This is a genomic window from Streptomyces sp. MMBL 11-1 (genome assembly GCF_028622875.1).
Lineage (GTDB): Bacteria > Actinomycetota > Actinomycetes > Streptomycetales > Streptomycetaceae > Streptomyces.
In genome coordinates this window covers 5,690,529-5,711,459 of record NZ_CP117709.1, presented here as the reverse complement: position 1 = coordinate 5,711,459, position 20,931 = coordinate 5,690,529, and the positions used below count along the sequence as shown (strand labels likewise).

At 72.7% G+C, this 20,931-nt stretch carries 17 protein-coding genes and 1 tRNA gene; 2 read left to right on the top strand and 16 right to left on the bottom strand.

Translation table 11 applies throughout. The features are described from left to right. Positions 1 to 126: 126 nt before the first annotated feature. The 13 genes from PSQ21_RS25610 to PSQ21_RS25550 form a co-directional block, all read right to left on the bottom strand. A complete protein-coding gene (locus tag PSQ21_RS25610) occupies positions 127 to 768 on the bottom strand; it encodes an arsenate reductase/protein-tyrosine-phosphatase family protein (protein ID WP_274033351.1) in 642 nt (213 codons plus the stop codon). Continuing rightward, the gene (locus PSQ21_RS25605) at positions 765 to 1,412 is read right to left on the bottom strand and encodes an L-threonylcarbamoyladenylate synthase (RefSeq protein ID WP_097867620.1); all 648 of its coding nucleotides are present in this window, start codon (positions 1,410 to 1,412) and stop codon (positions 765 to 767) included. Before PSQ21_RS25605 ends, PSQ21_RS25610 begins: the two co-directional genes overlap by 4 nt. A gap of 52 nt (positions 1,413 to 1,464) precedes the next feature. Beyond that, positions 1,465 to 2,310, bottom strand: a complete 846-nt coding sequence (gene prmC, locus PSQ21_RS25600) for a peptide chain release factor N(5)-glutamine methyltransferase (protein WP_073878327.1) — start codon at positions 2,308 to 2,310, stop codon at positions 1,465 to 1,467. A 46-nt stretch (positions 2,311 to 2,356) separates the two neighbouring features. Beyond that, a complete protein-coding gene (gene prfA, locus PSQ21_RS25595) occupies positions 2,357 to 3,433 on the bottom strand; it encodes a peptide chain release factor 1 (protein ID WP_274033348.1) in 1,077 nt (358 codons plus the stop codon). A gap of 157 nt (positions 3,434 to 3,590) precedes the next feature. After that, positions 3,591 to 3,815 carry a 50S ribosomal protein L31 gene (rpmE, locus tag PSQ21_RS25590; RefSeq protein WP_018958997.1) on the bottom strand — a complete coding sequence of 75 codons (225 nt, stop codon included), beginning with the start codon at positions 3,813 to 3,815 and terminating at the stop codon, positions 3,591 to 3,593. Between the two features lie 165 nt (positions 3,816 to 3,980). Next, positions 3,981 to 5,084, bottom strand: a complete 1,104-nt coding sequence (locus PSQ21_RS25585) for an LCP family protein (RefSeq protein ID WP_274033346.1) — start codon at positions 5,082 to 5,084, stop codon at positions 3,981 to 3,983. 435 nt (positions 5,085 to 5,519) lie between these two features. Next, a complete protein-coding gene (gene rho / locus PSQ21_RS25580) occupies positions 5,520 to 7,577 on the bottom strand; it encodes a transcription termination factor Rho (RefSeq protein WP_274033345.1) in 2,058 nt (685 codons plus the stop codon). 391 nt (positions 7,578 to 7,968) lie between these two features. Further along, complete coding sequence (gene thrB / locus PSQ21_RS25575) at positions 7,969 to 8,886, bottom strand: homoserine kinase (RefSeq protein WP_097867616.1); 918 nt, start codon at positions 8,884 to 8,886, stop codon at positions 7,969 to 7,971. Positions 8,887 to 9,275: 389 nt separating this feature from the next. Beyond that, entirely contained in the window at positions 9,276 to 10,346 is a 1,071-nt protein-coding gene (gene thrC / locus PSQ21_RS25570) for a threonine synthase (protein ID WP_274033343.1), read from the bottom strand. A 7-nt stretch (positions 10,347 to 10,353) separates the two neighbouring features. Further along, positions 10,354 to 11,643: a homoserine dehydrogenase gene (locus tag PSQ21_RS25565; RefSeq protein ID WP_274035934.1), complete on the bottom strand. Its 1,290-nt coding sequence runs from the start codon at positions 11,641 to 11,643 to the stop codon at positions 10,354 to 10,356. 99 nt (positions 11,644 to 11,742) lie between these two features. Next, positions 11,743 to 13,134, bottom strand: a complete 1,392-nt coding sequence (lysA, locus tag PSQ21_RS25560; protein WP_274033341.1) for a diaminopimelate decarboxylase — start codon at positions 13,132 to 13,134, stop codon at positions 11,743 to 11,745. Positions 13,135 to 13,166: 32 nt separating this feature from the next. Further along, positions 13,167 to 14,306 carry an ArgS-related anticodon-binding protein NrtL gene (gene nrtL, locus PSQ21_RS25555; protein ID WP_274033339.1) on the bottom strand — a complete coding sequence of 380 codons (1,140 nt, stop codon included), beginning with the start codon at positions 14,304 to 14,306 and terminating at the stop codon, positions 13,167 to 13,169. Positions 14,307 to 14,387: 81 nt separating this feature from the next. Continuing rightward, positions 14,388 to 14,822: a response regulator gene (locus PSQ21_RS25550; protein WP_274033338.1), complete on the bottom strand. Its 435-nt coding sequence runs from the start codon at positions 14,820 to 14,822 to the stop codon at positions 14,388 to 14,390. Positions 14,823 to 15,010: 188 nt separating this feature from the next. Between PSQ21_RS25550 and PSQ21_RS25545 the strand changes: the two genes are divergently transcribed. Continuing rightward, positions 15,011 to 15,082, top strand: a tRNA-Arg gene (locus PSQ21_RS25545). A gap of 143 nt (positions 15,083 to 15,225) precedes the next feature. Here the strand turns inward: PSQ21_RS25545 and PSQ21_RS25540 are convergent. Together PSQ21_RS25540 and PSQ21_RS25535 are read right to left on the bottom strand one after the other, a co-directional pair. Further along, a complete protein-coding gene (locus PSQ21_RS25540; protein WP_274033337.1) occupies positions 15,226 to 15,852 on the bottom strand; it encodes a hypothetical protein in 627 nt (208 codons plus the stop codon). A 234-nt stretch (positions 15,853 to 16,086) separates the two neighbouring features. Next, positions 16,087 to 16,407 carry a hypothetical protein gene (locus PSQ21_RS25535; RefSeq protein WP_274033336.1) on the bottom strand — a complete coding sequence of 107 codons (321 nt, stop codon included), beginning with the start codon at positions 16,405 to 16,407 and terminating at the stop codon, positions 16,087 to 16,089. A 287-nt stretch (positions 16,408 to 16,694) separates the two neighbouring features. Between PSQ21_RS25535 and PSQ21_RS25530 the strand changes: the two genes are divergently transcribed. Beyond that, entirely contained in the window at positions 16,695 to 19,088 is a 2,394-nt protein-coding gene (locus tag PSQ21_RS25530; protein ID WP_274033335.1) for an ATP-binding protein, read from the top strand. Positions 19,089 to 19,533: 445 nt separating this feature from the next. Here PSQ21_RS25530 and PSQ21_RS25525 read toward each other — a convergent pair whose 3' ends face one another. Further along, positions 19,534 to 20,784, bottom strand: coding sequence for a hypothetical protein (locus tag PSQ21_RS25525; RefSeq protein WP_274033334.1), 1,251 nt, complete (start codon positions 20,782 to 20,784; stop codon positions 19,534 to 19,536). Between the last annotated feature and the right edge of the window lie 147 nt (positions 20,785 to 20,931).

The window sequence follows — 20,931 nt, the reverse complement described above, 5'->3', positions numbered from 1 at the left end:
GGTGCGCCGGCGAGGGGTGCCGGTGTCAGCTCCAATGTAGGCCGGGGCCGGGCGCCGTGCCCGCTGTCACGGGGCGCCGTACGCCGGTCGGCGCACCCGCGCCAGGCAGGGCGTGCGCACGCCCCGTCAGTGCGGGGCGCGTACGCCGGTGAGCGCGGTGACGACGGGGTCGAGCGCCTGGTTGATCTCGTCGCCGATGGAGCGGAAGAAGGTGATGGGGGCGCCGTAGGGGTCGTAGACCTCGTCCGCGTCGGCGGTCGGGGCCAGCAGCCAGCCGCGCAGCGCGGCGGCGGCGCGCACCAGGGCGCGGGCGCGCTCGACGACACCCTCGTCACGCGGGTCCGGCAGGGTGGCCGGGTCGATGGCGCGCACCAGCCGGGTGAACTCCTTGAGCGTGAAGGTGCGCAGGCCCGCGGAGTGGCCCATGGAGATGACCTGGGCGCGGTGGTCGCGGGTGGCGGTGAGGACCAGGTCGGCGCGGATCACGTGCTCGTCCAGCAGCTCGCGGCCGACGAAGCCGGTGGCGTCCGCGCCGAAGTCGGCGAGGACGATCTCGGCGTTGGCCTCCATGGGCGCGCCCTCGTGGCCCCAGGTGCCCGCGCTCTCCACGACGAGGCCGCCACTGAGCGGGTCGCCGAGCCGGTCCACCAGGGCATGGCGGGTCAGCCGCTCGGTGATCGGTGAGCGGCAGACGTTGCCGGTGCTGACGTGGAGGATGCGGAAGGTGTCGGTCCGCCCCGCTATGCCACGCCCCTCGGGGGCGGTCAATTGGCCACCTCGAGGTCGGGGACCACCTTGCGCAGCTCCTCCGCGGAGAGGGCGCCGGCGCGCAGCAGGACCGGGGTGGCACCGGTGACGTCGACGATCGAGGACGGCACGATGCCGGGCGTCGGGCCGCCGTCGAGGTAGACGGAGACGGAGTCGCCGAGCATGCCCTGGGCGGCGTCGCAGTCCTCGGGCGAGGGGTGCCCGGTGAGGTTGGCGCTGGAGACGGCCATCGGGCCGACCTCGGTCAGCAGCTCGATGGCGACCGGGTGCAGGGGCATCCGGATGGCGACGGTGCCGCGGGTGTCGCCGAGGTCCCACTGGAGGGAGGGCTGGTGCTTGGCGACGAGGGTGAGGGCGCCGGGCCAGAAGGCGTCGACGAGCTCCCAGGCGTCCTCGGAGAAGTCGGTGACCAGGCCGTGCAGGGTGTTGGGCGAGCCGATGAGGACGGGGGTGGGCATGTTGCGGCCCCGGCCCTTGGCGTCCAGCAGGTCCGCGACGGCCTCCGAGGTGAAGGCGTCCGCACCGATCCCGTACACGGTGTCGGTGGGCAGCACGACCAGTTCGCCCCGGCGGACGGCCGATGCGGCCTCGCGCAGACCCGTGGTCCGGTCGGTGGCGTCGTTGCAGTCGTATCGCCGAGCCATCAGCCGGCCTCCTGGAGCGGGTACGGGTACGGGTGGTGGTGCCGGGCGCCGGTCACGGCATGGCCTTGCGGGCGGTCGCGAACCGGGGCCGCTTGTTGAGGTCGGGGTGGTCGGCGGCGTCCGCCCAGCCCCGCTCCTCGGTGAAGATCCACGGCACCTGGCCGCCCTGGGTGTCGGCGTGCTCGATGACGACGAGGCCGCCGGGGCGCAGCAGACGGTGGGCGGTGCGTTCGATGCCGCGGATGGTGTCGAGGCCGTCCTCGCCGGAGAACAGGGCCATCTCCGGGTCGTGGTCGCGGGCCTCGGGGGCGACGTACTCCCACTCGGTGAGCGGGATGTACGGCGGGTTGGAGATGACCAGGTCGACCTGGCCGTCGAGCTCGGGAAGGGCGCTCAGGGCGTCTCCCTTGTGCACGGTGACCCTGGACCCCTCGGCGTTCTTCCGCGTCCACCTGAGCGCGTCCTCGGACAGCTCCACGGCGTGCACACGGGAGCGGGGGACCTCCTGCGCCATGGCGAGCGCGATGGCGCCCGACCCCGTGCACAGGTCGACGACGACGGGTTCGACGACGTCCATCGCGCGCACCGCGTCTATGGCCCAGCCGACGACGGACTCGGTCTCCGGGCGGGGCACGAAGACGCCGGGTCCGACCTGGAGCTCCAGGTAGCGGAAGAAGGCGCGGCCGGTGATGTGCTGGAGCGGTTCGCGGGCCTCGCGGCGGGCGATCGTCTCCCAGTACCGGGCGTCGAAGTCCGTGTCGGGCACCGTGTGCAGCGCGCCCCGCTTCACCCCGTGGACGAAGGCCGCGAGTTCCTCGGCGTCGAATCGCGGTGAGGGGACACCGGCGTCGGCCAGCCGCTGGGTGGCCTGGGCCACCTCGGCGAGCAGCAGGTTCATCGCGGTTCTCCGTACGGGTTACGGGTGTGCGGGGCGGGCGGGTCGCTTACGCGTTGGCGAGCTTGGCGGCGGAGTCGGCGTCGACGCATGCCTGGATGACGGCGTCCAGCTCTCCGTCGAGCACCTGGTCCAAGTTGTACGCCTTGAAGCCGACGCGGTGGTCCGAGATGCGGTTTTCGGGGAAGTTGTACGTCCGGATCTTCTCGGAGCGGTCGACGGTGCGGACCTGGCTGCGGCGTACGTCGGAGGCCTCCTGCTCGGCGGCCTCCTGGGCGGCGGCCAGCAGCCGGGAGCGCAGGATGCGCATGGCCTGCTCCTTGTTCTGGAGCTGGCTCTTCTCGTTCTGGCAGGAGGCGACGACGCCGGTGGGCAGGTGCGTGATGCGGACGGCGGAGTCGGTCGTGTTGACGGACTGGCCGCCGGGGCCCGAGGAGCGGTAGACGTCGATGCGCAGGTCGTTGGCGTGGATCTCGACGTCGACCTCCTCGGCCTCGGGGGTGACGAGCACGCCCGCGGCGGAGGTGTGGATGCGGCCCTGGGACTCGGTGGAGGGCACGCGCTGCACACGGTGCACGCCGCCCTCGTACTTCATCCGGGCCCAGACGCCCTGGCCGGGCTCGGTGGCGCCGTTGCCGCCCTTGGTCTTCACGGCGACCTGGACGTCCTTGTAGCCGCCGAGCTCGGACTCGGTGGAGTCGATGATCTCGGTCTTCCAGCCGACGCGCTCGGCGTAGCGCAGGTACATGCGCAGCAGGTCGCCCGCGAACAGGGCGGACTCGTCGCCTCCGGCGCCCGCCTTGATCTCCAGGAGCACGTCCTTGTCGTCGCTGGGGTCGCGGGGGACGAGGAGGAGGCGGAGCTTCTCGGTGAGCTCTTCGCGCTGCTTCTCCAGGTCCTTGACCTCGGCGGCGAAGTCGGGGTCGTCCGCGGCGTACTCGCGGGCGGTCTCGATGTCCTCGCCGGTCTGCTTCCAGGTCCGGTACGTGGAGACGATCGGGGTCAGCTCCGCGTAGCGCTTGTTCAGCTTGCGCGCGTTGGCCTGGTCGGCGTGGACCGACGGGTCGGCGAGCTTCTTCTCAAGACCGGTGTGTTCACCGATCAGTTCCTCGACCGCCTCGAACATTCGGGGGCTCCTGGTTGGGTGTGCGTCTGCGGGCCTGCTGGAGGGCGTACTGCCCGGTGGGGCGTCCGGCGGGGGCTCCCCCGGGCACCCGACCGGAAAAAACGCCGGTTCCGACGCCCCCCGGGAAGAGGGCGCCGTGAACCGGCGCAGTGGCTCGCTACTTGCTGGCGGAGCCGGCAGCCTTGCCGAAGCGGGCCTCGAAGCGGGCCACGCGGCCGCCGGTGTCGAGGATCTTCTGCTTGCCCGTGTAGAACGGGTGGCACTCGGAGCAGACGTCGGCGCGGATGTTGCCGCTGTCGATGGTGCTCCGGGTGGTGAACGACGCACCGCAGGTGCAGCTGACCTGCGTCTCGACGTACTCGGGGTGGATGTCGCGCTTCAAGGTGTCTCCTAGTTTCGGGAGGGCGCCGGGTCGTCCGCGCGGATTGCGCGGCCGTGAACCGGGGCCGACGTACCAGTCTGCCAGGACCGGCCGTATCTCCCAAAACCGGGGGCGGAGCGCAGGTATTCCCCCCCTACGGCGCGCGCACGGAGCGTGAGGGGCGGGCTACTCGACGATCTCCGCGGCGTCGCCCTTGTCGCCCGCCGACTCCTCGGTGGCGGAGGCGGGGATCGGCCGGTCGTGCTTGAGGGCGGCCCAGACCTGCCGGCCGGCCTCCTCCTGCGGCAGGACCCGGTTCGGGTCGGCCGGGTCGTACTCCACGGGCAGGGTCACCATGTGGACGTTCTTGGCGTCGAGACCCTTGAGGCCGCCCGCGAAACCGGTGAGCTTCTTGACGGAGCCGAGTCCGGAGTCGGTGGTGACGGCCTTGGTGGCGGCGTCCGCGAGACCGTAGAGCTTGGTGGGACTGGTGAACACCCCGACGTCCTTCGCCTGGTCCATCAGCGCCTTGATGAACGCCTGCTGGAGCTGGATGCGCCCGAGGTCACTGCCGTCGCCGACGCTCTTGCGCGTACGGACGAGGCCGAGGGACTCCTCGCCGTTCAGCGTGTGGGTGCCCGGCTCCAGGTCGAGGTGGCTCTTGGAGTCGTCGATCGCGGTCTTCGTGGTGATCTCGACGCCGCCGAGCTCGTCGATGAGCTCCTTGAAGCCGGTGAAGTCGACTTCCAGGTAGTGGTCCATGCGGATGCCGGACATCGACTCGACGGTCTTCACCGCGCAGGCGGGGCCACCGACTTCGTAGGCGGTGTTGAACATCGCCCGGTGTTCGGCGCCGACCGGGTCGCCCGTCGTGTCACTGGCGCAGCTGGGGCGCTCTATCAGGGTGTCGCGGGGTATCGAGACGACGCTCGCGGACTTGTGGCCCTTGTCGACGTGCACGACCATCGCCGTGTCGGAGCGGGCCGCGCCCTCGTCCTCGCCGTACTTCCCGTTGTCGCCGGAGCGCGAGTCGGAGCCCAGCACCAGGATGTCCTGCGAGCCGTCGTCCACGTCGTCGGGGCGGTCGGCGCCGAGCCTGGCGTCGATGTCGATGCTGGAGAGGTTGCCGTCGAGCGCCAGGTACGCGTATCCGAGTCCGGCCCCGCCGACGACCACGACTCCCGCCGCCGCCCAGGCCGCGACGACCTTGGCACGGTGCCGGCGGGTCGGCTTCCTCCGTCGGCTGCCGGTGCCGCGCAGGCGGCCCGTGCTCCTGCTCTGCTCGCTCACGCGTCTCCTCGTCACTCCTGTTGCCCGTGTGCCCCCTGCCGTGGTCTTCCACGCGCGGTCGGCCTCCTCCGGAGGGACGGCCGAAGCAGCAAGAAGGGTTGCACACGCGTCTGTGGCCCCGGTCGGAGGACGGGGGCCACAGGACGCTCGGGCGAACGGGTCGCGAGGCGGCGTTCACCTGGGGTTTCGTGCTCGGTGCCGCGGTGCGGCCGACGCGGTGGAGGCCGGGTCCGGTGTGGTCAAGGTCTCGGGCCGGCCGGCGGCGGCCGGGGCGGCGGCGGTGCGTCGTGGTGACGGACGGGTCGCGGAAAAGGACTGCGCCCCCTCACCGGAGTGAGGGGGCGCAGTCCTCGGAGACAGAAGCCCTCGGAGACGGAGCACTCGGAGACGGCGAAACGGAGTCCTCCGAGAGGGACTGTGCCGATGTCCGGCCGGTCAGTCGTTGCCGTTTCCGCTGCCCGGCGTCGTCTTCTGGATCTGGAGCAGGAACTCCGCGTTGGACTGGGTCTTCTTCATCCGGTCCAGGAGGAGCTCGATCGCCTGCTGCTGGTCGAGCGCGTGCAGCACCCGGCGCAGCTTCCAGACGACCGCCAGCTCGTCGGTGCCGAGCAGGATCTCTTCCTTACGGGTGGAGGACGCGTCGACGTCCACCGCCGGGAAGATGCGCTTGTCCGAGAGCTTCCGGTCGAGCTTGAGCTCCATGTTGCCGGTGCCCTTGAACTCCTCGAAGATCACCTCGTCCATGCGCGAGCCGGTCTCGACGAGCGCGGTGGCCAGGATGGTCAGCGAGCCGCCGTCCTCGATGTTGCGCGCGGCGCCGAAGAAGCGCTTCGGGGGGTAGAGCGCGGTCGAGTCGACACCACCGGAGAGGATACGGCCGGAGGCCGGCGCCGCGAGGTTGTACGCGCGGCCCAGGCGGGTGATCGAGTCGAGCAGGACGACCACGTCGTGACCCAGCTCGACGAGGCGCTTGGCGCGCTCGATGGCCAGCTCGGCGACGGTGGTGTGGTCCTCGGCGGGACGGTCGAAGGTCGAGGAGATGACCTCGCCCTTCACCGACCGCTGCATGTCGGTGACCTCTTCCGGACGCTCGTCGACCAGGACGACCATCAGGTGGCACTCGGGGCTGTTGACCGTGATCGCGTTGGCGATGGCCTGCAGGATCATGGTCTTGCCGGTCTTCGGCGGAGCCACGATGAGCCCGCGCTGCCCCTTGCCGATCGGGGCCACCAGGTCGATGATCCGCGTCGTCAGGATGTTGGAGTCGGTCTCCAGGCGGAGCCGGTCCTGCGGGTAGAGCGGCGTCAGCTTCTGGAACTCGGGGCGGCCGCGGCCCGACTCCGGGGCCATGCCGTTGACCGAGTCGAGGCGGACCAGCGCGTTGAACTTCTCGCGCCGCTCGCCGTCCTTGGGCTGGCGCACCGCGCCGGTGACGTGGTCGCCCTTGCGCAGGCCGTTCTTGCGGACCTGGGCGAGCGAGACGTACACGTCGTTCGGGCCCGGCAGGTAGCCGGAGGTCCGGATGAACGCGTAGTTGTCGAGGATGTCCAGGATGCCCGCGACGGGGATCAGGACGTCGTCGTCGGCGACCTGCACATCGCTGGCGAAGTCGTCGCGCCCGCGACGGCCGCGGCGGTCGCGGTAGCGGCCCCGACGGCCGCGACGGCCGCCCGCCTCGTCGTCGAAGTCGTCCTGCGGACCGTTGTCACGGTTCTGCTGGCCCTGGCCCTGGCGCTGCGGGCGCTGCCCGCCGCCGCCCTGCTGGCCCTGGTCGTCGCCCTTGCCGCGGCGGTCGCGCTGACGCTCACGGCGCTCGCCGCGCTCACCCCGGTCGCCCCGCTCACCGCGGTCGCGACGGTCACCGCGACGGCCCTCGGCCGTGTCGGCGGCGGCCTCGGCCTTGGCGTCGCCCTTCGCGTCGCCCTTGGCGTCACCCTTGGGCTCGGCCCGCTCCTCGGTCTTCTGCTCGGCCTGGGGCTCCGCCTTGGCCTTGACCTCGGTCTTCGCCTCGGTCTTGGTGTCGGGGCTGCCCGCCTGCGCGGTCGCACGACGGCGACGACGCTCGCCCGCGGGCTGGTCGTCGCTGGCCGGCTGGCCGGGGATGTCGATCTGCTGCTGGGCCGCGTCCTTCTCGGCGGCGCCGGCGGCGGCCTCGTCCCCGGTGCGCGCCTTCGAGGTCGCGCGGCGCTTCGGCTTGCTCTCCGCCTCGGCGGGGGCCTCTGCGGCCTTGGAGGAGGTCTTGGGGGCGGCGGATCCGCCACCCGCCTGCGCCTCCTTGATGACCTCGATCAGCTGACTCTTGCGCATCCGCGCAGTGCCCCTGATGCCGAGGCCGGACGCGACCTGCTGCAGCTCGGCCAGGACCATGCCCTCGAGGCCGGTGCCGGAGCGGCGGCGCCGTGCGGTGGTGCCAGTGGCAGCACCTTCGGCGGGCGCGGCGCTGTCGACGCTCTTGTCGGCAGTCACGCCCATCAGATCGGTGGTGTCGCTCACGAAGGGTCCTTCCCTGGAGCGGACGTCGGCCTTCTGGCTCGGCGACCGGTTGTGCTGTCCGACAGCGGTCTGTTGATCTTGCTGGATCGCGGACCTTGCCGGGGCGGTGGTCCGCCGGGTGTACGGCGGAGAGATGAACGTGCGGGGTCCGGCGCGAGATCCCCCTGCTCGGCCCACTCCTGGACGAGCGAGGGGTGTCGTGCCGGTTCCGGAGCGTGCTCGAAACTGCTCAGGCAGGCTGCTCAGGCAGTTGGGGAGGCTCCCGGAAGAATGGTGGTCCCGGAGGGGGACACGAAGCAACGCGCCTCAACGACGTCGATTGCAGACTTGAGGTTAACACTACCGGCTCCAACAAACATTCCCCCTCTCGCTCACCGGTAATCACATGCGGTTACGCGGCCAGCGGCAGCACACTGGCGCCCGTCGCGTCGAGGGCCAGCCGGTTCGCCGCCCAGCCCTCCCCCGCCAGTCGGGCGACCTTGTCGGCCGAGCCTTCCTCCGTCAGCGCGAGAACCGTGGGCCCCGCACCGGAGATGACCGCGGGCACGCCGTCGGCGCGCAGACGGTTGACCAGTTCCACGCTCTCCGGCATGGCGGGACCCCGGTATTCCTGGTGGATCCGGTCCTCGGTGGCGGCGAGCAGCAGCTCCGGGCGGCGGGTCAGGGCCTCGACGAGCAGGGCCGCCCGGCCGGCGTTGAGGGCCGCGTCGACGTGCGGGACGGTGCGCGGGAGCAGGCCGCGCGCCGTCTCGGTGAGCACCGGGCGCCCGGGGACGAAGACCACCGGGACGACGGATTCCGCGGGGTCCATCCTGATCGCCCGGGCCGCGCCGCCGTCCATCCAGGCGAGGGTGAATCCGCCGAGCAGACAGGCCGCGACGTTGTCGGGGTGTCCCTCGATCTCGGTCGCCAGCTCCAGCAGGGCCGCGTCGTCGAGGCGGGCGTCGCCACCGGTCGTCACGGCGCGGGCGGCGACGATTCCGGCGCAGATGGCCGCGGAGGAGGAACCGAGGCCGCGGCCGTGCGGGATGCGGTTGGCGCAGACGATCTCCAGCCCGCGGGGCTGGCCGCCGAGCAGGTCGAACGCGGTGCGCAGGGAGCGGACGAGCAGGTGACTCTCGTCGCGGGGCAGCGTCTGGCTGCCCTCACCTGCGATGTCGATGTGCAGCCCGGAGTCGGCGACCCGGACGACGACGTCGTCGTACAGCCCCAGCGAGAGGCCGAGGGCGTCGAAACCCGGGCCCAGGTTGGCGCTGGTTGCGGGGACGCGCACCCTGACGGCGGCGGCTCGGAACGCGGGACCGGCCATCGGTCGGACCACTCCTTGTAAGGCGGCGGGGATGCAGTGCGGGTGGCTCTGCGGCGGCGGGGCGTTGGGGGCGGGGGTGATGGGCGGGTGCGGACGGCGGGGTCGCGGCGGTGCGGGCGGAGGACTCCGAGACGGTGCGGGAGTCCGGCGGCCGGCCCGACGGCCACGACGGGGACCGCAGGCCTGGCGGTCCGGCGGGCGGATGCCGGGCGGATGGGGTACAGCTTATCGAAGGAAGGTTCTGTGGCGACATAGGGCGCACAGGAGGCGCACGATGCGTGTCGCCTGCCTCTCATGCGCTCTCCGCCCCGGAAAGGGGCTGGTTGAGCCGGTTGTCGTGGTTGCCCGGGCCGGCCGCGGCGCTCGGCCGCGGCCGGCCCGGGACCGGGTCAGACGAGTCCGAGCTTCTCGGCGGCGGCGACCGCGTCGACCGGGACCGTGACCGGCTGCGGCGCGCCCGCGACGGCCCAGTCGGGATCTTTGAGGCCGTTGCCGGTGACCGTGCAGACGATGCGCTGACCGGGGTCGACCTTGCCCTCTTCGGCGGCCTTGAGCAGGCCGGCGACGGACGCGGCCGAGGCGGGCTCCACGAAGACGCCCTCCTGGGAGGCCAACAGCCGGTACGCCGACAGGATCTGCCGGTCCGTCACCTCGTCGATGCAGCCGCCCGACTCGTCGCGTGCGGCGAGGGCGTAGTCCCAGGAGGCCGGGTTGCCGATGCGGATCGCGGTGGCGATGGTCGACGGGTCCTTGACGACCTCGCCGCGCACGATGGGCGCGGAGCCGGAGGCCTGGAAGCCCCACATGCGCGGGGAACGGGTCGAGACGGCGTCACCGGCGTACTCGGTGTACCCCTTCCAGTACGCGGTGATGTTGCCCGCGTTGCCGACCGGCAGTACGTGGATGTCGGGGGCGTCGCCGAGCGCGTCGACGATCTCGAACGCGGCGGTCTTCTGGCCTTCGATACGGACCGGGTTGACCGAATTGACCAGAGCCACCGGGTAGTTGTCCGAGAGCGAGCGGGCCAGGGTCAGGCAGTCGTCGAAGTTGCCGTCGACCTGGAGGATCTTGGCGCCGTGCACGAGCGCCTGGCCCATCTTGCCGAGCGCGATCTTGCCCTGCGGTACGAGGACGGCGCAGACCATCCCCGCGCGCACGGCGTACGCCGCGGCGGAGGCCGAGGTGTTGCCGGTGGAGGCGCAGATGACGGCCTTCGCCCCCTCCTCCTTGGCCCGGGTGATGGCCATGGTCATGCCCCGGTCCTTGAACGAACCGGTGGGGTTGGCGCCCTCGACCTTGAGGTGCACCTCGCAGCCCGTGCGCTCGGAGAGGACCTGCGCCGGAACGAGCGGCGTACCGCCCTCACGAAGCGTGACGACCTGCGTCGTAGCCGTGACCGGAAGGCGGTCCCGGTACTCCTCGATGATGCCGCGCCACTGGTGGGTGCCCTTGCTGGTCATGGGTCCTTTACTCCCCTTCAACACGCATGATGCTGGCGACACCGCGCACGGTGTCGAGCTTGCGCAGCGCTTCGACGGTCCCGGAGAGGGCGGCGTCGGGCGCGCGGTGGGTGACAACGACGAGGGACGCCTCGCCGTCCTTTCCCTGCTGGCGGACGGTATCGATCGATACGCCCTGCTCGGCGAAGACCGTCGCGACCTGGGCGAGCACGCCCGGCTTGTCGGCCACGTCGAGGCTGATGTGGTAGCGCGTGACGACCTCGCCCATGGGGCTGACCGGCAGGCGCGTGTAGGCGGACTCACCGGGACCGGTGGCCTCGCCCAGTTTGTTGCGGCAGACCGCGACCAGGTCGCCGAGGACCGCGGAGGCGGTCGGCGAACCGCCGGCGCCGGGCCCGTAGAACATGAGCTGCCCGGCCGCGTCGGCCTCGATGAAGACCGCGTTGTACGCCTCGCGGACCGAGGCCAGCGGGTGGCTGAGCGGGATCATCGCGGGGTGGACGCGGGCGGTGACGGAGGCCCCGTCGGCGGCGCGCTCGCAGATGGCCAGCAGCTTGACCGTGCAGCCCATCCGGCGGGCGGACGCGATGTCGGCGGCGGTGACCTCGGTGATGCCCTCGCGGTGCACGTCGCCGATCTTCACGCGCGTGTGGAAGGCGATCCCGGCGAGGATCGCGGCCTTCGCGGCGGCGTCGAAGCCCTCGACGTCGGCGGTCGGGTCGGCCTCGGCGTAGCCGAGTGCGGTGGCCTCGTCGAGCGCCTCGGAGTAGCCGGCGCCGCTGGTGTCCATCTTGTCGAGGATGAAGTTGGTCGTGCCGTTCACGATGCCGAGCACCCGGTTGACCTTGTCCCCGGCGAGCGACTCGCGCAGCGGCCGCACGAGCGGGATGGCCCCGGCGACGGCGGCCTCGTAATACAGGTCGCGGCCGTACTTCTCGGCGGCGGCGTGCAGGGCCGCACCGTCCTCGGCGAGCAGCGCCTTGTTGGCGGAGACGACGCTCGCGCCGTTCTCGAAGGCGGTGGTGATGAGTGCCCGGGCCGGTTCGATGCCCCCGATGACCTCGATGACGACGTCGATGTCGCCGCGCCGCACGAGCGCGGTGGCGTCGGTGGTGATCAGTGCGGGATCGATGCCCTCACGCACCTTCGAGGGCCGGCGGACGGCCACGCCGGCGAGCTCGACGGGCGCGCCGATGCGCGCCGCGAGGTCGTCGGCGTGCGTCGTCATGATGCGCGCCACCTCTGAGCCGACCACACCACAGCCCAGCAGCGCCACCTTCAGCGGACGCGTACGCATCATCCGACCTCGTTTCTCATACATGCTCATTGGGGACCAGTCTCACTCACCGGACGGGGGTTCCTCCCCCCCTGTCCGGATCCTGAGATAACTATTTCATCAGCCGACATCGAGGCTCAGGAGATCTTCCTCCGTCTCGCGCCGGACGATGGCGCGTGCCTCTCCGTCGCGGACCGCGACGACCGGCGGGCGCAGTGCGTGGTTGTAGTTGCTGGCCATGGATCGGCAGTACGCGCCGGTGGCGGGGACGGCGATCAGGTCGCCGGGGGCCAGGTCGGCGGGCAGGAACGCGTCCTTGACCACGATGTCGCCACTCTCGCAGTGCTTGCCGACGACCCGGACCAGCATGGGTTCGGCGTCGGAGGTGCGGGAGACGAGCGCGACACTGTACTCGGCGTCGTACAGCGCGGTGCGGATGTTGTCCGACATGCCGCCGTCGACGCTGACGTAGGTCCGCAGCCCCTCCAGGGGCTTGATCGTGCCGACCTCGTACAGCGTGAACGCGGTGGGGCCGACGATGGCGCGCCCGGGCTCGACCGAGATCCGGGGAGTGCGCAGCTTCGCCGACTCGCACTCGCGGGTGACGATGTCGCTGAGCGCCTTGGCGATCTCGTGCGGTTCGCGGGGGTCGTCCTCGGAGGTGTACGCGATGCCGAGGCCGCCGCCGAGGTCGATCTCGGGCAGTTCGACTCCGTGCTCGTCGCGGATCTCGGCGAGCAGCTGCACCACGCGCCGGGCGGACACCTCGAAGCCGGCCATGTCGAAGATCTGCGAGCCGATGTGCGAGTGGACGCCGATGAGTTCGAGGCCGTCGAGGGTCAGGGCGCGGCGCACCGCCTCGGCGGCCTGCCCGTCGGCGAGCGCGATGCCGAACTTCTGGTCCTCGTGCGCGGTGGCGATGAACTCGTGGGTGTGGGCCTCGACGCCGACGGTGACCCGGATCTGCACCCGCTGGCGGACACCGTGCCGCTGGGCGATGTGGGCGACGCGGACGATCTCCTGGAAGGAGTCGAGCACGATCCGCCCGACACCCGCCCCGACGGCCCGCTCGATCTCGGCGACGGTCTTGTTGTTGCCGTGGAAGGCGATGCGCTCGGCGGGCATGCCGGCTTCGAGGGCGGTGGTCAGCTCCCCCCCGGAGCAGACGTCGAGGTTCAGCCCCTCTTCCTTCAGCCAGCGCACGACGGCGCGGGAGAGGAAGGCCTTCCCGGCGTAGAAGACGTCGGCGTCCGGGCCGAAGGCGTCCGCCCAGGCGCGGCAGCGGGCACGGAAGTCGCTCTCGTCGAGGAAGTAGGCGGGCGTGCCGAACTCCTCCGCGAGCCGGGCGACACTCATCCCGCCGACGGTGAGCGCGCCGTCGGCGTCACGGGTGACGGTGCGCGACCAGACCTTCTCGTCGAGGGCGTTGAGGTCGGCGGCGGGCGCGGAGTAGTGCCCCTCGGTGAGGACGTCGGCGTGACGGGGGCCTGCGGGGTGTGCGGAGCGGCTCATCGTGAAGTTCTCTCGGGTCTCTTCTGATCGCGTCAGAGGTGTTCGGGCGCACGGATGCCGAGCAGGGACAGGCCGCCTGCCAGCACCGTCCCGGCGGCTTCGGCGAGAGCCAGCCGGGCGCGGTGGGCGGCCGAGGGTTTCTCGTCACCGGCGGGCAGGGGCGGGCAGGAGTCGTGGAAGCCGAAGAACGCGTGCGCGACGGCTTCCAGCTGCCGGGCGACCCGGTCGGGCGCACGGTGACGGGCCGCGGAGAGCAGAGCGCCGGGGTGGTCGGCGATGAGGTCGAGGAGGGGGCGGGCCGCGCCGTCGCGGGGAACGGGGCCTGCGCCGTACGGGGTGGGGTCGCCGTACGGGGCGGGGCCTTCGCCGTACGGGGTGGGGTCGCCGTACGCGGCGGGCTCGGCGGTGAAGCCGAGGAGGGCGGCCCCGCGGGTGAGGGCACGGGCCCTGGCGTGGGCGTACCGGACCCGGAAGAGCGGGTTGGCCTCGCCCTGCACGAGCAGCTCGGGGCCGAGGACGGCGCGGTCGTGCCCGGCGGGCCGCAGGAGACCCCAGCGGGCCGCGTCCGGCCCGAGCCGCTCCAGCAGCTCCCCCGCGGTGGCTCCGGCGGGCACGGGCCGGATCCCGGTGAGCGGCGCGGGGGGCGTCCCGTGCGCGTCGACGGTGACGCCGAGGCGGGCCCAGTCCGGGTCGGACGCCTCCTCGCAGCTGACCCGGGCGCGGGCGCCCTGGGCGATGACAAGCCGGCGGACGACGTCGGCGGTGACGGCGGCGCGGACCTCCCGCGCGTGGTGGAACCGGAGAGTCTCGTCCCGGAGCGCGTCCCCGTGCCCGTAATCGAGGCCCTGTTCCCGTACGGCGTCGAGCACGGCGCGGTCGCTCTCGGCCGGGGCGTCGAGGGTGAAGCTCAGGAACCCCGGTCCGGTGATCTCGACCCGTCCGACACCGGGCTCGGAGGCGACGCGTTCCCGCAGGATGCGGGCGACCTCCAGGGCGGGCAGCGCGGCGGGCCGGGCCAGCTGGAGCGCGACGGCGCAGGCGTAGTCCCCGCTGCCGCCCGGCCGGGTCCTCTCCACCCGCACGCGCGCGGGCACGGGTGCGCGCAACGCATCCTCGTCGACCGCGCGGCGCACGGCGCGCAGCACGGTCCGGGAGAGGTCGGCGGGGGTCACGGGTCAAGCGTAGGTGAGAAAGGGGGGCACTTCGCGACCCGGTTTCGCCATCCGGTCAGCCGGACCCGGTCCGGCGCCGGGTCAGCCGGTGGCGGTCCCCGCCCGCCCGGCACCGCGTCGGCCGTCCACCGAGGGCTCTTCCTCCCCCGTCACCAGCCGGCGCATGATCCGCACCAGCTCACTCGGCTCGAACGGCTTGGCCAGGAACGCGTCGACCCCGGCCGCCACGCCCGCGTCGACCTCGTAGGGCGTACAGGCGCTGATGACGACGATGGGAAGACGGCGGGTGCGGGGGTCCGAGCGCAGGCGGGTCGCGGTCTCCAGACCGCCCATCCGGGGCATCACGACATCAAGGGTGATCGCGTCGGGGCGGACCCGCTCGACCAGGTCCAGGCACTCGACACCATCGGCCGCGGTCACGACCTCGAAGCCCTCCAGCTCGAGATTGACCCTGATCAGCTGCCGGATGACCTTGTTGTCGTCGACAACAAGCACGCGGCCGTACGCCCCTGACACCCTTCGAGAGTAGGTCGGCCGGAGGGGCGGCGTCCGGGTTTTGTCCACTTCCGCCCCGGACGGGTGGCCCCCGGTCGCGGGGCTTCCGGCCGGGACGGAGGGGCGCGGAGGCACGGCGGAGTACCTGTTCACGGGCACCCCGTGGAAGCTGGTAGTGTTTCACCCGTCGCAGAGCAACACCGCGATACGCCCCCGTAGCTCAGGGGATAGAGCATCGGCCTCCGGAGCCGGGTGCGCAGGTTCGAATCCTGCCGGGGGCACTTCCGGATTGAAGAACCGGACCAGCAGAGGCTGGTCCGGTTTTTTCGTGTGTGCCGGTGTGCGGCCCGCGTGAGCCGCACGTGCGCCGCGCCCTCGCGAGGGCGAGCGGAGTGTGGTCCGGCTCGCCCCCGTGCAGTGGGGGTCAGAACTTCCCGTCGACCGGGATCCAGCCGGACCAGGTCTCGGGCTGGTAGAACTTGCCGGTGTCGCCGTCGTAGCGCAGGACCCGGAGACGTATGTTCCCGTCCTCGCGGTAGTCCTTGTCGCAGGTCGCCCAGGTGTCCACGCCGAGCTTGTTGACGCAGACCTCCTCGGCGCGCCCGTAGTCGGTGTAGACGCCGACGGCCGCGGACATGCCGTCCTTCTTCGTATCGCCCGCCCAGATGATGTCGCCGCTGTGCTGGAAGCACCCGCTGGAGCCGTAGGCGGCGGTCGAAGCGAGGCACGTGCTCGACGACGGAGCGGCCTTGGCCGCTCCCACGGCTTCCGCCTGGCCGCCCGGTGCCGGGGTCCCGGCCGGTCCCACCAGCTCCACCGGCTCGACCAGTTCCACCGGCTCCACCGGCTCCACCGGCTCCACCGGGAAGGGAACAGTCGCCCCCGGCTCCGCGGCCCCGCCCTCGACGATCGCCACGTCCGCCGGCATCCGCACTTCCCGGGGCCCCACCGGCGCGTCGTAGGCCAGCGCCGGCGTCGCGGTGACCGCCGAGAGCGCGAGCGCTGACGCACCAGCGACCACGCTCAACGTCGAGCGCCAGTTTCCACGCATGTTTCCCTACCCCCGCGCCTGACCTCTGTTGCGAAGTCAAATATCAATATGTGAACAGAGTGTGAGACTAAGAGATCGTCGTGACGGATGGAAGGGGCTTCTGTGACGCAGGGGGCCCCTGGTGCGGACGACGCACACGCGGCAGGCGCGCCGCGGGCACAGAAAGCCGCGGGCACAGAAAGAGGGGCGGACACACCTCCACCTGCGTGTGCCCGCCCCTCCCGCGTACCGGTGTCACCGCACGGGATGTCCCCCGGCCGGCTCCGCCTCGGCGATGTCGTGGAACGGGATACCGAGGGCGCACTCCGCCGGGATCGCGGCGGCGGACGTCTCGCACTCCGCGGGGCCCGCTCCGACACGCCCGTCCGTCCCGGGCGGCCCGCCCTGCCGCTCTCCCGTCTCCACGTAGCCCGCCTTGCCGTCCACGGGGACAGGCGTCGCGGGGCCGGCGGGGCGGGTGGCGTCGGAGGCGTCCGGTGAGGATGAACAGGCCGCTGCGCCCGCCATGGCACACAGGACGAGGGCGGCCGAGACCGCGGCGGTGCGCATTCGCATGAGGATCCCCCTACGCGGACGCCCGGACATCCGGGTCGTCAGTTGATCCACGGTGCCACACCGTGCGGTACCGCAGGCGGAGAACGTGTGAAAAGGCCGGGTTGGTGTGCGCGGTGCGTAGGGTCGTGCGCACGGACCACATATCCGATTGGCATATGCCAGACAGATATCTGGTCCCCAGAGAGAATTCGGCCAACCGCAGCCGATCGCCGTGGGCCCGGGTATCGAGCGCCTGTACGGAAAGGATGTCTGCGGGAGCTGGTACTCGGCTGTCCGGAGGGGGACGCATGCGGGGGCACGAGCACAGCACGAACGCCAACGACCTGAGCGGCACGGTGCACGGCTTCGTGGTGCAGGCGGGAAGCGTGCACGGCGGCATCCACGTGTCCGGGGCCGTGGCGCGGGAGGAGGTGCCGCCGCCCTGGCAGTTACCGCCCTCGGTCCGGATCACCGACCGCACGGACGAGCTCCGCGCCCTGGAGGCGTACCGGGACCGGGCCTCGGAGGACGGGCACCCCACGCTGGCGGCGGTGAGCGGGCTGGGCGGAGTGGGGAAGACCGCGGTCGCGCTGGCCTGGCTGCACACCCTGCGTCCGCACTTCCCCGGCGGCCAGCTGTACGCCGATCTGGGCGCGCAGGCGCCGGACGGTCCCGCCGATCCCGGTGAGGTGGTGGCCCGGTTCCTGCGCGCGCTGGGCGTCCCGAGCGGTCAGGTGCCTTCGGCGCTGGGGGAACGGGTCGCGCTCTACCGGTCGTTGACGGCCGGCCGGCGGCTCGTGGTCCTGCTGGACGACGCGGCGACCGCGGCCCAGGTGCGACCCCTGTTACCGGCGGGGCGGTGTGTGACAGCGGTGACCAGCCGCCGGCGGATGCCGGGACTGAGCCTCGACGGAGGCCATGTGATCCATCTGGAACCCCTCTCCCCCGAGGCGGCGGTCGAGCTGCTCGACGCGACGCTCGCCGACGGCCGGGTCGCCGCCCAGCCCGAGGAGGCGCGGGCGCTCGTCCTGCTCTGCGCGGGGCTGCCGCTCGCGGTGCGCATCGCCGGGGCACGGCTGGCGGCCCGGCCACGGCAGGGCATCACCTCGATGGTCCGGGCCCTGTCCGAGGAGCACGAACGGCTGGAGGCACTGGCCATAGAGGGTGATCACGACGTGCGGGCGGCGCTGGACCTCTCCTACCAGGGCCTGCCGCCCACGGCGGCGCGCCTCTACCGGCTGCTGGGGCTCCACCCGGGCCGGGAGTTCGGCGTCCCGGTGGCGCGGACGCTTCTGGGCGCGGACGCCGTCGAGGCGCTCGACGCGTTGCACGACGCCAATCTGCTCGTCGATGTCGCCGAGGCCTCGGGCGGCGAGCGCTACCGGTTCCACGATCTGGTGCGGCTGCACGCCGCCGAACGGGCCGCTCAGGACGAGAGCGGCGACGATCGGGCTGCGGCGCTGTTCCGCGTCGGCCACCACTACCTCGCCAACGCCGGCCGGGCCGAGGAGATCATCGAGCCCGGACGCGCCTGTCTGGAGCGGGAGTTCGGGCGGGGCGTCGAGCCGGGGTCCGTCGCGGAGGAGGACTTCGGCCCCGTCGGCGGGCAGACGGCGGCGGAAGCGGCGCTGGACTGGATGGAGCGGGAGCTGCCCAACCTGATGGCGGTGGTCCGTCGCGCGCGCCCGATGGGCGCCCCGGAGCTCGCCTGGCAACTGACCGACGCGTTGTGGCCGCTGTTCCCGCGTCGCAAGCTGTACCGCGAGTGGGTCGAGGCGCACCAGGAGGGGCTGCTGGCCGCCGAGGAGGCGGGGAACGGCGAGGCGGCCTGCCGGATGCTGACCTCCGGCGCTCTGGGACGGCTCGCCACGGGCGATCACGCCGAGGGGCTGGCCATGTTCGAGCGGGCCGCCGCCTCCTTCCTGGAGCGCGGCGACGCCCTCGGGCACGCCCGGACGCTGAACTACCGGGGGCTGGCCCATCAGCGCCTCGGGCAGCCGGACCGCGCGGCCGACCTCTTCGCCCTCGCTGCCGCCGAGCTGCCCGCCCGCGGTGACCTCCGGGCCGGTGCGCTGGCCCGGTTCAATCTGGCCGCCATCGCGCTGGCCCAGGGGCGGTACGAGAGTGCCGCCGTCGAAGCCGAGGCCGCCCGTCTCACCCTGGAGGCGGCCGGCGACACGTACAACGCCGCGCGGGCCGCCGGCCTGACCGGGCGGGCCTGCGTGGGCCTGGGCAGGCTCGACCGGGCGGAGGCGGAGCTGTCGGCGGCGCTGTCCGCGTTGCGGGCGGAGGCGGCCGGGTTCGAGGCCGCCCACGTCCTCGGAGGCCTGGCTCAGCTCTCCGAGCGGCGCGGACAGCCACGGCAGGCCCGGCAGTTCTACCGGGAGGCGGTGTCCCTGTACGGCTCCGTCGGCCGGTCGGGGTCGGCGGAGGCGGTCGGGGCGAAGGCCCGGCTCGACGCGCTGGAGCCGCCGGAAGCGGCGGAGGCAGCAGAAGCGCCAGGAGCACCGGAAACTCCGGACGCGGCGGACGCAGCAGAAGCACCGGAAACGCCGGACGCGGCGGACGCGCCGAGAGCGCCGGAAACGCCGGGAGCAGCGGCAGCGCCGAAAGCGGCACAAACGCCGGGAGCACCGCCATCCCCGCCCGCGCCCCCGGGGCCGGCCCCGTCCGGGGACGGCCGGGACGAGGCCGGCGCGTAGTCGCGCACGGTCCTGACGACCCGTACGGCGACCGGGTCGAACGCGTCCGGGTCCAGGCCCGCCACCAGCCAGACGTGCGCGACCGAGGCCCAGACCGCCCAGGGCTGCGCCGACCGGCCCGGCTCGCGGACGAGCAGCCGTGACCGGCCGCCGAGCCGCAGCCAGCAGCGTGGGCCCCGGTACACGGCCACCACCAGGGCGCCGGGGTGGCAGTCGCCCAGTTCGGCGGCGTACCGGGCGGGGTCCTCGTACGGCGGCCGTGCCTCGGACGGGAACTCCGCCACCAGGACGTCCGCCAGCAGCGGCATCGGGTGCGCGGCCGGGAGCCGGACGCGCAGATGCTCGTCGACGACCCGCGGCGGGCGGCCGGGACGCAGGAGAGCGGCTCCGGTCCGGCGGACTCCGCGCTGCGGGGCGACCTCGGTGAGTCGTACGGTCGTCGCGGTCATCGGGCGGGCCTCCGTTCGTCGTGGCGCACTGTCACCGGCAGCGGCGCGTGGTCGGTACGCGGCCGGGCGGCGGGGGCGCGCAGCCGGAGCTTGCGGTAGATCAGCGCCCGCATCCTGACGGCGAACCGTCCGGGCTCCGAGGTGATCCGGGCCGCCACCTGTGCGTACCGCTCCGCGCGGTAGGCCGCGGCGGCGCGGGCGAGCTGACGGTCCAGGGGGCGGCCGGCGTGCAACCGCGGGGCGAAGGACGCCAGTTCGGCGGCGGGCGAGCCGGGGTCCAGGTCCCCGTCGGGGACGTTGCCCATGAGGACCGGGGCCCCGGTCATCGCCCCGTACAGCGATACGGAGCCGTGGTCGCCGACGATGTGGTCGGCGGCGACGAGCGCCCCGACCCAGTCGGCGTGCTGGCTGATCACCAGGAGCCCGGAGCGCACGAGTCCGGCGAGCCAGCTGCGTATCTGCCATTCGCCGTGGGCGTTCCAGACGTGCGGGTGGAGCAGGAGCGCGACCCGGAAGTCCTCCCGGGGCAGCTCGTCGACCAGCCGTTCCAGCAGCTCCCACTGGCGGCCCAGGAGGGATCCCGGCCCCCAGGTGGAGCAGACGGTGACCAGCTGCTGCCGTGCTCCGGCCCCCAGGGCGTCGCGGTAGAGGGCCCGTTGCGGCAGGCTCGCCGTGATCCGGTCGGAGCAGGGGTCGCCGACCACCTCGGCGGCGGCCAGCGCCTCGGGGCATGCGCGGCCGAGGCGGGTCAGGTCCTCGTGGTGGGCCAGCACGATCGTTTCGGGTACCAGCCGGCCGTCCTGGATCAGCCCCTGCCGGTCGAGCCCGTAGATCCCGCGCCCGGCGACCGGGCGGCCGCGCTGCCCGGCGGGGATCAGCTTGTTGTGCCCGGCGCCGTGCGGCAGCACGATCACCGGGGCGTGCAGTTCCTGGAGTCCGCCGTGGGCGGCCGCCACCGCCAGGTCGAAGGGCATCTGGACCGCCTGGTGCCAGGGCAGGACCAGGCCGCCCAGCCGTTCCAGGAAGTCCTCCACCCCGTGGCTGAACACGTCGGGCGCCTGGGTGAAGAACACCTGCACCCGTGCGTCTCCCTCCAGCAGCGTCAGGGCTTCGAGCAGCCGCTGTCCGGCCGTGACCGTGTGCACCACGGCCAGGACCTTCCTGCGGGTCCGCCGGGTGGCCCAGCGTTCGACGTCCAGGCGCACCGGTACAAGGGGCCGGTACGCGTCCGGCATGGTCAGGCTCATCTGATCAGTCCCCGTTTCCGTCGCCGCGGACCCGGGGGCCCGCGGAGGCCGCGGCTGGTGGCGGCCCGGGACGCATCTGCCCACGGATGTGGACAGGCGGCTTGCAGGAATCCTGCGTTCCAGCTGCGCGCCGGAAAGCGCTGCGGC